The sequence below is a fragment of the Rhodosalinus sp. genome, assembly GCF_046542825.1.
GTDB lineage: Bacteria > Pseudomonadota > Alphaproteobacteria > Rhodobacterales > Rhodobacteraceae > Rhodosalinus.
Genome location: NZ_JBKHAQ010000084.1, coordinates 1 through 12,683 on the forward strand (window position 1 = coordinate 1; position 12,683 = coordinate 12,683).

Genomic DNA, 12,683 nt, shown 5'->3' on the forward strand with positions numbered 1-12,683 from the left:
TCGTGGCTTTCCGCAACGGGTCTCAGCCCCCGGCATCGCCTTGCCCGGCAAGCCTTGCCGCCCTGTCCAGATCCTCGGGCCGGTTGACGTTGAAGAAGGGATCGCCCTCTGTCCCGTCGAACACGGCGACGCCGGCGCCCTGCGCCTCTGCCCAGAGCCCCACCCGCCGCTCGCCCGCCGCGAGCGCAGCGCGCAGCGCCTCGCGCAGCGCGACGGGCCAGAGGGCGCAGGTGGGATGGCGGCGCAGCCGCCCGTCCGGGTCCGGTGCCGCCGCAACAGCAAGGCCCGAAGCCCTAGCCGCCGCCGCGAGCCGCGCGCAGAGGTCGGACGGCAGAAAGGGCGTGTCTGCGGCGGCCGTCACGATCGCCGCCGCCCCCTGCCCCGCGGCCCAGTCGAGCCCGGCCAGCACCCCGGCGAGCGGGCCGGGGTGGCCCGGTGTCTCGTCCGGCAGCACCGGCAGGCCGAAGGGCGCGAAGCGCGCCGGGTCGCCGTTCGCGCTGATGGCAAGACCCGCGCACTGGGGGCCAAGCCGCGCGATCACATGCGCGATCAGCGGCCGGCCCGCGAGGTCCAGCAGCGGCTTGTCCGCGCCGCCCATGCGCGTCGCGCGGCCACCCGCGAGGATCACGCCCGGGGGCCGCGTCATGCCACGCCGGGGGCCGCGGCGCCATGCACCAGCGCGCGCAGCAGCGGATTGGGAAAGCGGCGTTCCAGCGTGACGGCATAGAAGCCCTCGACGATGCCGGGCAGGCGCTGCGCCTCGACAAGCGCGCCGCTGGCCAGCTCGTCGGTCACCACGATGGGCGGCAGCACGGCAAGCCCGGCGTCGGCGCGCGCCAGAAGGCGCATCATCGCCATGTCGTCCACCTCTGCCGCGATCTGCGGGCGCAGGCCGAGCCGGTCGCAGAGCGCTTCGAACCCGCTGCGCAGCCCGCTTTCGGGCGTGGGCAGGATCACCGGGTGCCGCGCCAGCAGATCGGCCAGCGCCCCGCCCGGCCCCAGCCGCGCCGGCGTGCCCACCAGGCTCACGCCCTGCTCGTCGAGCTTTTGCGACACGAAGCGCGTCATCGCGTCCCGCGCCGCCGGTTGGTTCAGCAGCACCACGTCGAGGTTGAGCTGCTCCAGCGCCTGCATCAGCTCCGCCGGCCCGCCCGAGCGCAGGATGATCTCGACATCCGCGCGCCCCAGAAGCGGGCGCAGGAAGGCCAGCGTGAAGTTGCGCGACAGGGTCGCCAGCGCGCCCACCCGCAGCGCCCGGCGCGCGCGGCCCTCTGCCTGCAGCGTGTCGAGCATCTCCTCGCCCGCGGCAAAGATCGTGTCGGCGTGGTCGAGCGCGATTCGCCCCGCCTCCGTCAGCACCAGCTGCCGGCCGCGCCGCTCGAACAGCGCATGGCCCAGCCGTTCCTCCAGCTTGCGGATCTGCGTGGAAAGCGCCGATTGCGACAGGTTCAGCCGCTCTGCCGTGCGCGTGAGGTTGCCGTCATGCGCCACGGCCCAGAAATAGCGGAGGTGGTTGTAGTTGAGATGCGCCATGATCGTTCCATTTTATCGAACGTTTCCGCGTATACAATGAATTTTTATTCTCTTCACCGCCGCCTTACTTCCCGCAGAACCAGGTCCACAGAGCGAGGGAGCAAGCCGATGGATGTCTATGTCGTTTCCCTGCTGGCGCCGCTGGCGCTGATCGCCGCGGCGGTCGCAGGGTTCATGAATTCCGGGCGGCGGCCCGAATGGGTGCCGCAGATCGCCGAGGGCGCGGCGCTGGTCGCGGTCGCGGTGGCGGTGATCTCCGGCCTCGTGCTGGCGGCAAACGGCCCCGGCACGGGCGAGGTCATGGGCCTGATGGTCCGGCTCGACCTGCTCAGCGTCATCATGCTGACGCTGGTCAGCTTCGTGGGCTGGGTGGTCCTGCGCTATACGCGGACCTACCTCGACGGAGAGGATCGGCAGGGCGTCTTCACCGGCTGGATGGCGCTGACGCTGGCGGCGGTTCTGGTCTTCGTGCAGGCGGGGCACCTGGCGCTCTTCGTCGTGGCCTTTGTCGCCACCTCGGTCTTCCTGCAGCGGCTGCTGGTGTTCTACCCCGAGCGGGTGCAGGCGCAGCGCGCCGCGAAGAAGAAGTTCGTGACCTCGCGGCTGGGCGATGCGGCGCTGATCACCGCCGCGATCCTGCTCTACAACGGTTACGGCACGGGCGAGATCGGCGAGATCCTGGCCGCCGCGCGCATCGGCGTCACGCCGGAGGCGGCGCTCTGGGCCGCTGGCTTCCTGGCGCTTGCCGCACTGCTGAAGTCGGCGCAGTTCCCCACCCACGGCTGGCTCACGGAGGTGATGGAGACGCCCACGCCGGTCTCGGCGCTCCTGCACGCAGGCGTCATCAACGCGGGCGGTTTCCTGCTGATCCGCTTCGCGGACGTGCTGCTGCTGGCGCCCGGCGTGCTGGCGGTGCTGGTCATGGTGGGCGGCTTCACGGCAGTCTTCGGCGGGCTGGTGATGCTGACGCAGCCGGCGGTCAAGACCTCGCTCGCCTGGTCCACGGTGGCGCAGATGGGCTTCATGATCCTGCAGTGCGGGCTTGCCCTCTTCCCGCTGGCGCTGCTGCATATCGTGGCGCATTCGCTCTACAAGGCACATGCCTTCCTCGCCTCGGGTCAGGCGGTGGACGGCGTGGCGGCGATCCGGCGGCCGGGTCCGGTGGCGATCCCCTCGGGCGCCGCGGTGCTCAAGGCCTTCGTCGCGGCGCTGGCGATCTACGGCATCGTGGGCGCAGGCTTCGGCTTCGACGCGAAGTCCCCGCAGGCGATCGCGCTTGGGGCCATCCTGATCTTCGGCGTGGCCTACCTGCTGGCGCAGGGGCTGGCGGACCAGGCGCCCAAGGTGCTGACGCAGCGCACCGCGCTCTACTCGGTCGCGGCCTCGGTCGCCTATTTCGCGCTGCAGCGCGGGGCAGAGGCAGCGATGGCCGGCACCCTGCCCGCCACGCCCGCGCCCGGGCCGCTGGAATGGGCGCTGATCGTGCTGGCGGTGTTCAGCTTCGGCGCGGTGGCGGTGGCGCAGGCGATGTTCCCGCTCTGGGCCTATCACCCGGCGGCGGCGGGGCTGCGCGTGCACCTTTCGAACGGGCTTTACGCGAACGCGGTCATGGACCGCATCCTTGGCGGCTGGGCGCTGCGGCGGTCGAACTGAGGCAATAAACAGGGAGCGAAACGATGAAGGACACGACCGAAATCCACCCGATCGCGGCCGGCGAACTGGCCACCGCCGCGGGCAGCGCAGGACAGGCGATCCCCCCGGTCTGGCCGCTGGCCTCCTCGGTGGCGGTGAACCCCTATCTGGGCCAGACCGGCGAGCGGCTGGCGCAGACCGGGGCGCGGCTGGCCCGGGTGGCGGGGCTGACCGTGACCATGCCGCGCGACTGGTATCAGGCGCGCGTGGCCGACGGCCGGATCGACGACGACGACCTGACCGCGGCGCTGGAGGCAAGCCCGCACGAGGGCAAGCCCGCAAGCCTTGCCGCGCTGAAGGAGGCGCTGGCGCGGCCCGAGCGCAAGCCGCACGCCCTGCCCACCCTGGCGGAGATGGCGGCCGAGCATTCGGGCACCGACTGGCCCGGTCTGGTGGCCGACCGGATCAGCCACTGGGCGGCCAGCTACTTCGACGACGGGCAGGCGCTGTGGAAGGCGCCCAAGCGCCGCGGCGCCTACGCCGAGTGGCGCGCGGTCGCGACCCACGACCTGCTGCCCGAGATTCATGGGCTCAAGGGCTTCGCCGCGCATGTCGCCGGGGCCCCCGAAACCGCCGAGGGCGCCATCGCGCGCGCCAGCGCCGCGCTGGGGCTTACGCCCGAGGTGCTGGAGACCTACTTTCACCAGCTTCTGATGACGATGGGCGGCTGGGCGCAGTATGCGCGCTACAAGCTCTGGCAGGTGGAGCTTGCCGGCGGCACCGATCCCATCATGACCGAGATGCTGGCCATCCGCCTGATCTGGGAAGAGGCGCTCTTCGCGCAATACGAAGAGGACCTGATCGACCGCTGGGAACGGGTGAAGGCGAGCCATGCCAAGCCGCTCACGCCCACGTCGGACCTTATCGTGGACGAGATCCTGCAGGAAGCCGCCGAGCGCGGCGCGCAGCGCGAGATCGCGGAGATGTTCACGGCCGAGGCGTCCGAGCGGGGCAAGGACCGGCCCGCGCTGCAGGCCGCCTTCTGCATCGACGTGCGGTCCGAGGTCTTTCGCCGGGCGCTCGAATCGCTCGACCCGGGGATAGAGACGCTGGGCTTTGCCGGCTTCTTCGGCGTGGCGACGAAGCACCGGGGCTTCGCCTCTGACGTGGACGAGCTGCGCCTGCCGGTTCTGCTCAACCCCGCCGTCTCGACCGTCTCGGGTACGCCGGAGATGGAAGAGGAAGACAGGCAGGCCCGCTTCGCGGCGCGCGCCAGCCGCGCCTGGGGCCGCTTCAAGCTGGCGGCGGTCTCCTCCTTCGCCTTCGTCGAGGCGATGGGCCCGGTCTATGCCGGCAAGCTGGTGCGCGATGCGCTGGGCCTCACCGATCCGGGCCTGCCCGACGGCCCCGCGCCGCGGCTCGACCCGGCGCTGGACATCGACGCGCGGATCGGCGCGGCAGAGACGGTGCTGCGCGCCATGTCGCTGACCGAAAACTTCGCGCGGCTGGTCATCCTTGCCGGCCACGGCGCCAGGGTCACCAACAACCCGCACGCCGCGGCCTATCATTGCGGCGCCTGCGGCGGCTACTCGGGCGAGGTGAACGCGCGGCTGCTGGCGCTCCTGCTCAACGACCGCGAGGTGCGCGCAGGCGTGGCGGAGAAGGGCATCGAGATCCCCGACGACACGCTCTTTCTCGGCGCGCTGCACGATACCACGACAGACGACATGAAGCTCTACATCGCCGACGTGGACACCGCCGGGCATGCCGAGGACCTGCGGCAAGCCAAGGACTGGCTGGCGCAGGCGGGCAAGCTGACCCGCGGCGAGCGGGCGCTGCGCCTGCCTCGCGCGGGCGGCGCGGCCGCGATCGAGCCGCGGGCGCGCGACTGGGCCGAAGTTCGCCCCGAATGGGCTCTGGCCGGCTGCCGGGCGTTCATCGCCGCGCCGCGGGGCCGCACGCTGGGCAAGGACCTGTCCGGCCGCGCCTTCCTGCACGACTACGACTGGACGCAGGACGAGGGGTTCCCGGTGCTCGAGCTGATCATGACGGCGCCGGTCGTCGTGGCGAGCTGGATCAGCCTGCAATACTACGGCTCGACCGTCTCGCCGCAGGTCTGGGGCGGGGGCAACAAGCTCCTGCACAACGTCACCGGCGGCATCGGCGTGGTCGAGGGCAACGGCGGGCTGCTGCGCGCGGGGCTGCCGTGGCAGTCGGTGCACGACGGCGAGGATTTCCAGCACGAGCCGCTGCGCCTGTCGGTCTGCATCGAGGCCCCGCGCGAGGCGATGTCGGCGATCCTGGAGAAGCACGCGGGCGTCCGCGCGCTGTTCGACAACCGCTGGCTGCATCTCTTCGCGCTGGACGATGCGGGGCAGATGGCCTGGCGCTACGCGGGCGACCTGGAGTGGGAGGCGATGGCGGCCCAGCCGGCGACGCCGCGCCTCAAGGCGGTCGGATGAGCCAGGGGGCGCCCGGCCTCTGGGCCGGGCGCACAGCCCATCTTGCGACCATGCACGGCAAGGAGGCGGCGCTTGCGCCGCCCCTGGCGCGTGTCGCGGGACTGGCCGTGCGGCGCGCGGCGGGCATCGACACCGACGCTTTGGGCACCTTCACGGGCGAGGTGCCGCGCGCGGGCAGCCTGCACGAGGCCGCCGAGGCCAAGGCGCGGCTGGCGATCGAGACCTCCGGCGGCGACCTGGGGCTGGGCAGCGAGGGCGCCTATGGCCCGCATCCGCAGATCCCCTTCCTGCCGCATGGCGTGGAGACGCTGGTGCTGGTCGATACCGCGCGCGGCCTGGTTCTGACCGAGACGATGGAGGCGCGGCGCCCGGTCTACGATCACGCACAGGCCGCTGGGGTGCCGGCGCTCGAGCCGTTTCTCGCGCGCGCGGGTTTTCCCGACCACGCGGTGATCGTGCGGCCCAACAGCGGCGGGCCTGTCCGCAAGGGACTGAAGAGCCGCGCGGCGCTCGCAAGAGCCGTGGAGGAGGCCGCCGCCGCCTCGGCTGACGGGCTGGCCTTCGTGCAGACCGACATGCGCGCGCACATGAACCCGACCCGGATGGCCACGCTTGGCGCGCTGGCGGAGCGCTTCGCCGCGCGCCTCGCACGTCCCTGTCCGGCCTGCGGTGCACCCGGCTGGGGGCCGGTGCGGCCCGGCCTGCCCCTGCCCTGCGGCTGGTGCGGAGGCGAGACGCTGGCCCGCGGCGGCCCCGTGCAAGGGTGCGCAGCCTGCGGACACGAGGCTCACGAGACCGCCGGCGCGACGGCCAGGGCCGATCCGAAACATTGCCCGCTCTGCAATCCGTGAGACGACGGGCCGGGTCCGCGGCGGCTTATCCGATGACCTGCACCACACCGCGAAAGGCGTCACGCGCGATGCCGCGTGCCACATCCGCGAATCGCTCGAAGCTTTCCTGACGGCCCGACGACTTGCGCCAGACCACGCCCACCGTGCGCGTCACCCGACCGCCCCGGAACGGGCGGACCACGACGTCGGGGTCCGGCGCCGCGATCTCCGACGCGATGTAGAGCGCGGGCAGGACCGTCATGCCCATCCGCATCGCCGCCATCTGCCGCAACGCATCGAGGCTCGTGCCCTCGTAGTCCTGCCGAAGCCAGGCACCATGTTCCGCGCACAGCTCGGCGATCTGGGCGTGAAGCGTGTAATCCGGGCCAAGCGTCAGCACCTCCTGTCCGGCAAGCTCGACCGGATCGAGCGGCTCCTCGCCCGCCAGCACGTGATCGGGTGACATCACCGCGAAGAGCGGCTCGCGGAAGAGCGGGACCACCGACACGTAGGTCGATCCGACGGGAAGCTGCGTCAGCATCACGTCGTGCATGCCGTCCAGCAGCTCCGTTACAAGAGCGCGCGGCGGCGCCTCGCGGATCACCAGACGCACATCGGGAAAGCGGTCGCGCAGCCGCCTTACCACCTGCGGCAGGAAGTAGGGCCCAAGCGTGGGCGAGACCCCCAGCCGCACGGTGCCGGGCATGCCCGCCTCCGACCGATGGCACGTCTCCACCAGCGCCTCGACCTCGTCCAGCACCGTGCGGGCCCGGCGCAGCACGTCGCGACCCGCGGGCGTCAGCACCACGCGGCGCCCGCGCTCGACAAGCCGATGGTGCAGGGCCTCTTCCAGATTGGCGATCTGCAGGCTCAGCGACGGCTGCGTGATCCCCAGCCGCTCGGCGGCCTTGCGGAAATGCCCCGCATCTGCGAGCGCAGCGAAGTATCGCAGCTGCTGCAATGTCGGTGTGCGGGTCATGACACCTCTCGCGGCTGGGCTGTGCGATAGAAATTTCCTATCTGTCTTCGCAGGTCAATAGGATTGATCCGATGGCGTCTGCGGACCATTTTCCTTAAGGACGACAAAGGAGTGTCGCATGACGTTCAAGCTCGAGGCACGTCTCAGCCGCGATACGGCACCGACGACGCAGGAAGCCTTGCAGAAAGCCTTGCCGCGCAGCGCGGGGCCGCTCGACGCCAGCGCGGTGCAACGCGCCCGGCTCCAGGGGCCTGCGCTCGCCTTCGACCCGATGCAGTCCGGCTGGGTTTTCGCCGATGCCGAGAACGACCTCTGCACCCATGTGCATGACGCGGCCATTGCCGCCACTCACCCGCGGGCCGGGCACGCCACCAGCGCGGATGCCTCCGTTCTGACGCTTGGCACCTATCGCCTGCGCCCCTGGCGCGCGGCCGATGCGGCGCGCTTCGCGGCCCTGCTGGGGGACGAAGCGGTCTGGCGTCACCTGCCGGAACGCTACCCCGGGTCCCTGACCGCGACCGACGCTGCCGGCATGATCGCGCTGGCCAACGAGCGGGGCGACCACGATGTTCTGGCGATCGAGCAGGAGGGCGCCGCGATCGGCCAGATCAGGCTGGAATTCGCCGCAGGCGGCACGGTGGCCGAACTCAGCTACTGGTTCGGCCGCGCGTATTGGCGCAGCGGCCACGCGAGCAGGGTCGTGCCCGCCTTCGTCGCGTCGGCAGCGGCGCGACACCGAGGGCTTGACCGCCTCACCGCCCGGGTTCACGACGGCAATCCCGCATCCGCCGCGGTGCTCGCGCGGGCGGGTTTCGCGCGCGACCCGGAGGCGGACGCGCCGCCGTGGCGCTTTTTCACCCGCGCCCTGCGCTGATCCTGTCGGCGCGGCGCCCGCGCCCCGTCACGCTTGCACGGGTCGGCGGCCGGACGGCGCAAATGGCCTGCAGACGATGCCCAGCCTGCTTGCCGCTGCCGATCGGCGCGGGCCCGGCCGCGCCCCCGGATGCCGGCGCGCGGGTCGCAACGGCGCTTGCCGCAGGTCCGCGCAGCGCCGTCGGCAGGCCCGCCTCGGCCATCGCGACGCAGCCGCCCGTTTCCGCCTCGACGCGCGCCACGACACTTTGGTGAAGTGAGATCCCGCGCCGCATCGCCCGGGCAGAACGACGCGGATGATGACCCCGCGGCCGGCGCGTCCATCGCGCCCTCGGCTTCTCCTGGCGCGGCGGCGCGGCATGGCGAGATGGCCTCCCGGTCCCGCCGGCCGAGGCGCGGCGCATCGCGGCCTTCGCCACCGCGATCGCCTCCGCCATCGGCAGAACCGCCCGGACATCTGCCTCGCCCGGCACACGCGCCGGTGCGCCCTCTGGCAGGCCGCTGAAGGCAGGCCGCTGAAGAAGCCTCGGGAGGGCAGCCTGCTAGGCTGCCAGCGCCGGGCGCCCGGGCGCGAAGACGCCGGGAGCGACGCCCGCCGCTGCAAGGTCTTGGGGCATCGGGCGCCCCAGCGCGAGTGCCGCGGCGAGGCGGCCCAGCGCAGGGGCGGTCTGGATGCCGTAGCCGCCCTGCCCCGCGAGCCAGAAGAAGCCAGGCGCATCGGACGCGAAGCCCGCAACCGGCTCGCCGTCGGCCACGAAGCTGCGCAGCCCCGCCCACTTGTGGTCGATGCGCCGCACCGAAACGGTGAAGGCACGCTCGATCCGGTCCACGGCGATGGCCACGTCCAGCTCCTCGGGCTGCGCGTCGCAGGGCGCGCAGGGGGTCGCGTCTGCCGGGGAGATCAGGAGTTTTCCGGCATCGGGCTTCATGTAAAAGCCCTCTTCGGCATCCACGACCATGGGCCAGTCCTCGCCCGCGGGTCCGCCCGGCGGGTCGATCAGCGCCGCGGTGCGCCGCTTGGGCGTGAGCCCTATGGGCGCGACACCGGCCAGGCGCGCCACCTCGTCCGCCCAGGCGCCCGCGGCGTTGACGATCAGCGGCGCCTCGACCAGCCCCTGCTTCGTCTCCACCCGCCAGACATCGCCCGCGCGCGCGACGCCCTGCACTTCGGCATCGGTGAGCACCTCGCCGCCCGCTTCCCTCAGCGCGCGCAGATAGCGCTGGTGCAGCGCGTCCACGTCGATGTCGCTTGCCGCTTCGTCCCAGAGCGCGGCGGTTGCGTAACCCTCGCGCAGGAGCGGCATCCGGGCGCGGGCGTCAAGGGGCGTGATGGGGGTCAGTGCGCCGGCCATCTCCGACTCGAGCGCAGAAAGCGCCGCCCGCTGATCGTCGCGCGCCACGAAAAGCACCCCGCGCGGCCGCAGCAGCGGCGCACCGGCCGGTCCGGTCCACGCGCGGAACGCCGGGCCGGAGGCGCGCGACAGCGCGCGCACGCCGGGTGGGCCATAGGTGCAGGTATAGAGCGCGGCGGAGCGCCCGGTGGTGTGATAGCCGGGCCGCGCCTCGCGCTCGATCAGCACGACCCGCGCCTCGCCTGCCAGTTCCGCCGCGGCCGAGGCGCCCGCGATGCCGCCGCCGATGACCGCGATGTCCGCTGTCCGTGCCATGCCTGCCCTCTGTCGCTCGCCCACCCGTCTTAGCGCCGCCGCGCGCGGATGGAAATGCGCAGGCCGGTCGCGCCCGAACCGGGCGCTCCTCGCGACGGGACACCGCCGAAGAGGCCCCGCAAGGGGCCGATGAGCGCACCCACTCGACCCCCGCGCGGAACCGCCCTAGCTTGAATGCCATGATCGTGATCGCGCCCAACACGGTGTTCAATCCGGCCGCGCTGGAGACCCGGCAGGTGCCCAAGAAGATGTTCCGCCGGATCGGCATCCTGCCGCGCCGGGCCGGGATCGGCACATGGGCGCGGATCGTCTTCGACGTGCAGATCCTGCGCTATCTCGTGGCGCTCGCCCCCTTCGTGATCGCCATGCTGATCTGGCCGCGCCTTGCCTTTCCTATCGCGCAGGCGCCGATCCTGATGGTGCTTCTGGTCGGGCTGATCGAGATGAAGATGCTGCGCGTCTCGAAGACCGCGCGCGCCGGCATGATCGACGAGGACGCCGCGGCCCGCGGCCTCGACACGCTGCGCTTCCGGGCGCGGACGATCCTCACCCGCCTCGCCGCGGGCAAGGCTTTGTCCCGGCACCGGCTGCACCTCGTCGTGGAGCAGTCGGAACTGGCCCGCGTGCCGCCGCTGACCCTGGTGTCGGTGCAACTCGACGGCCCCGATCCGCAGCTTCTGCCGCTCGACGCCGGGGAACAGCGCCTGATCCGCGAGGCGCTCTTCGACGACGACCTGACGGAACGCGACCTGCTGCGCATCAACCTGCGCGAGGACATCTTCCTGCGCGATGTGGCGCTGGAGGCGCGCGGCGTCTCGGCCCATGCGCGCCTTGCCGCCCTGATCGAGCAGCGCGCGCCGCAGGCGCAGCCCGCGCAATGAGCGTCAACGCCCGACACCTCTCCGCCGGCGAGGCGGCGGAAGTGCTGGAGGCCGGCTGGCGCGCCCAGAGCGAGGGCGGGCTCACGGCCAGCTGGATGCTGCACGGCCGCCCCGGCGTGGGCAAGACGCAGATCGTGCAGGAGCTGGCCGAAAAGATCGGCGCGCGGCTCTTCGACCTGCGGCTGACCACCATCGAGCCGCAGGACCTGCGCGGCCTGCCCTATTACGATCACGAGGCGCGGCGCACCGTCTGGTACCGCCCCGAGGACTTGCCCGACGACCCGGACAGGCCCGCCGTCCTGTTTCTCGACGAACTCACCGCCGCGCCGCCGCACCTGCAGCCCACGGTCTATGGCCTGCTGCAGGAGCGGCGGGTGGGCCGCCACCGCCTGCCGCCTTCCGTCCTGGTGGTGGCCGCGGGCAACACCGTCGAGGACGGCGCGGTGGCCTACGACATGGGCACGGCCCTGTCCGACCGGCTGATCCACCTGGCCGTGCGGGCCAGCGCCGAGGACTGGCTGACAAACTACGCCCCCCGCCGCGGCATCGCGCCCGCGGTGACGGCCTTCCTGCGCGGGCGGCCCGACCTTCTGGACACCACCGAGCGCAGCCTGCGCGACGGCACGCTGATCGCCTGCACCCCGCGCAGCTGGGAGCGGGTCAGCGACATCCTGCGCGCGGTGCCCGACCGGCGGCTGCGGCAGCCGATGGTCGCGGGCACCGTGGGCGAGGCGGCGGCGGCGGAATTCGCGCTGGTGGCCGACGACGTGGCCGCGCAGGTGCGGGTGGACGAGATGCTGGCCGCGTCCCCCCGCGCGCGCCGCGACCTCTATCCCGACACGCTGCACGGGCTCAACGCGCTGGTCTATGGCCTGGTGGGCGCGGCGGACGCGAGCAACATGGAGGCCGCGATCGAGGTCATGGCGGGCATCCGCGAGCTTGGCCGCGACCCGCGCTTCCGCGCCCTGCCGCTGGCCGAACTCACGGCCTTCGGCTTCGAGATGCTGATCCGCAAGGCTCTGGAGGAGGGCACGCAGGAGGCCTTCCTGCGCTCACCCGCCTACGCGGCCTACGCGGAAGAGCGCAGGGCGGCGGGCCTCGCATGACCGTGCATTCCGAGCGCGCGGGCGCGGCGCTGGCCCACCTGGGCGAGGCCGACCCGGCGCTGGCCGCGCTGGCCCTCTGGATTGCGCACCGCGACGGCGACCCGCTGCGCTCCGACGGGGCCACCATCTACTATGACGCGGGCTTCCCTCTGCGCCCGCTTCCCGAACAGGTGGGGCTTGCCGGGCATCACATCCTGCATGTGGCCTTCCGCCACGCAGCCCGCATGGCCGCGATGGAGGTGCGCGAGGGTGCGCGCTTCGACCCGCGGCGCTTCAACCTTGCCGCCGACGCAATCGTGAACGAGGCGCTGCTGGCCGCCGGGCACGCCCTGCCCCGCCCCGCGGTGCGCCTGCAGGAGCTTCTGGCGGTGCTGGGCGACGCGGCCGTGGACCCGGCGGCGGCACTGGCGGACTGGGACGTGGAGCGGCTTTACCTCGCCCTGGGCGCGCGGGAGGCCACGGGCGGGGGCGAGACGGAGACCTATGCCCGCGCCAAGGGCTTCGAACCCGACCTCGATCCCGACCGCGACGGCGGCGGCGAGGACCCTGATGCCGCCGACTGGCAGGGCCACCTCGCCCGCGCGCTGGAGGTGGGGCGGCAGGCCGGGCGCGGCATCGGCCGGCTGGCCGCGGCGCTGGGCGATCTGCCCGCGCCGCATGTGCCCTGGGAGCGGCAGCTGCGCGGTCTGGTCGCCCGCGCGCTGGGTCACCGCCCGCAGC

At 72.5% G+C, this 12,683-nt stretch carries 12 protein-coding genes; 7 read left to right on the forward strand and 5 right to left on the reverse strand.

Features of this window, described 5'->3' with window-relative positions:
• Window positions 1-22: 22 nt before the first annotated feature.
• Together mobA and ACLFOB_RS11090 are read right to left on the reverse strand one after the other, a co-directional pair.
• Complete coding sequence (mobA, locus tag ACLFOB_RS11085; RefSeq protein ID WP_410926108.1) at window positions 23-646, reverse strand: molybdenum cofactor guanylyltransferase MobA; 624 nt, start codon at window positions 644-646, stop codon at window positions 23-25.
• Window positions 643-1,533 carry a LysR family transcriptional regulator gene (locus tag ACLFOB_RS11090; RefSeq protein ID WP_410926109.1) on the reverse strand — a complete coding sequence of 297 codons (891 nt, stop codon included), beginning with the start codon at window positions 1,531-1,533 and terminating at the stop codon, window positions 643-645. The genes mobA and ACLFOB_RS11090 overlap by 4 nt, the downstream gene beginning before the upstream one ends.
• Before the next feature lie 108 nt (window positions 1,534-1,641).
• Here ACLFOB_RS11090 and ACLFOB_RS11095 point away from each other — a divergent pair, with 108 nt between their 5' ends.
• The 3 genes from ACLFOB_RS11095 to ACLFOB_RS11105 are packed head-to-tail and all read left to right on the forward strand — an operon-like array spanning window position 1,642 to window position 6,478.
• Window positions 1,642-3,186, forward strand: a complete 1,545-nt coding sequence (locus ACLFOB_RS11095; RefSeq protein WP_410917619.1) for a proton-conducting transporter membrane subunit — start codon at window positions 1,642-1,644, stop codon at window positions 3,184-3,186.
• Window positions 3,187-3,209: 23 nt separating this feature from the next.
• Window positions 3,210-5,627 (forward strand): YbcC family protein, encoded by a 2,418-nt coding sequence (locus ACLFOB_RS11100; RefSeq protein WP_410926110.1) that lies wholly within the window; start codon window positions 3,210-3,212, stop codon window positions 5,625-5,627.
• Entirely contained in the window at window positions 5,624-6,478 is an 855-nt protein-coding gene (locus ACLFOB_RS11105) for a DUF6671 family protein (protein ID WP_410926111.1), read from the forward strand. Before ACLFOB_RS11100 ends, ACLFOB_RS11105 begins: the two co-directional genes overlap by 4 nt.
• A gap of 25 nt (window positions 6,479-6,503) precedes the next feature.
• On the opposite strand, the gene ACLFOB_RS11110 is transcribed toward ACLFOB_RS11105, so the two are convergent.
• Window positions 6,504-7,436 carry a hydrogen peroxide-inducible genes activator gene (locus tag ACLFOB_RS11110; protein WP_410926112.1) on the reverse strand — a complete coding sequence of 311 codons (933 nt, stop codon included), beginning with the start codon at window positions 7,434-7,436 and terminating at the stop codon, window positions 6,504-6,506.
• A 118-nt stretch (window positions 7,437-7,554) separates the two neighbouring features.
• Between ACLFOB_RS11110 and ACLFOB_RS11115 the strand changes: the two genes are divergently transcribed.
• Entirely contained in the window at window positions 7,555-8,310 is a 756-nt protein-coding gene (locus tag ACLFOB_RS11115) for a GNAT family N-acetyltransferase (protein WP_410926113.1), read from the forward strand.
• On the opposite strand, the gene ACLFOB_RS11120 is transcribed toward ACLFOB_RS11115, so the two are convergent.
• On the reverse strand, window positions 8,291-8,746 hold the full coding sequence (locus ACLFOB_RS11120) for a hypothetical protein (protein WP_410926114.1): 456 nt from the start codon (window positions 8,744-8,746) through the stop codon (window positions 8,291-8,293). The genes ACLFOB_RS11115 and ACLFOB_RS11120 overlap by 20 nt on opposite strands.
• Window positions 8,747-8,851: 105 nt before the next feature.
• Entirely contained in the window at window positions 8,852-9,976 is a 1,125-nt protein-coding gene (locus ACLFOB_RS11125) for an NAD(P)/FAD-dependent oxidoreductase (RefSeq protein WP_410926115.1), read from the reverse strand.
• Window positions 9,977-10,155: 179 nt separating this feature from the next.
• Between ACLFOB_RS11125 and ACLFOB_RS11130 the strand changes: the two genes are divergently transcribed.
• The 3 genes from ACLFOB_RS11130 to ACLFOB_RS11140 all read left to right on the forward strand — a co-directional run.
• Window positions 10,156-10,857 (forward strand): hypothetical protein, encoded by a 702-nt coding sequence (locus ACLFOB_RS11130; protein WP_410926116.1) that lies wholly within the window; start codon window positions 10,156-10,158, stop codon window positions 10,855-10,857.
• The gene (locus ACLFOB_RS11135; protein WP_410926117.1) at window positions 10,854-11,963 is read left to right on the forward strand and encodes an AAA family ATPase; all 1,110 of its coding nucleotides are present in this window, start codon (window positions 10,854-10,856) and stop codon (window positions 11,961-11,963) included. Before ACLFOB_RS11130 ends, ACLFOB_RS11135 begins: the two co-directional genes overlap by 4 nt.
• The coding region (locus tag ACLFOB_RS11140) for a DUF2201 family putative metallopeptidase (RefSeq protein ID WP_410926118.1) at window positions 11,960-12,683 on the forward strand (724 nt) is incomplete at its 3' end. The genes ACLFOB_RS11135 and ACLFOB_RS11140, both read left to right, overlap by 4 nt.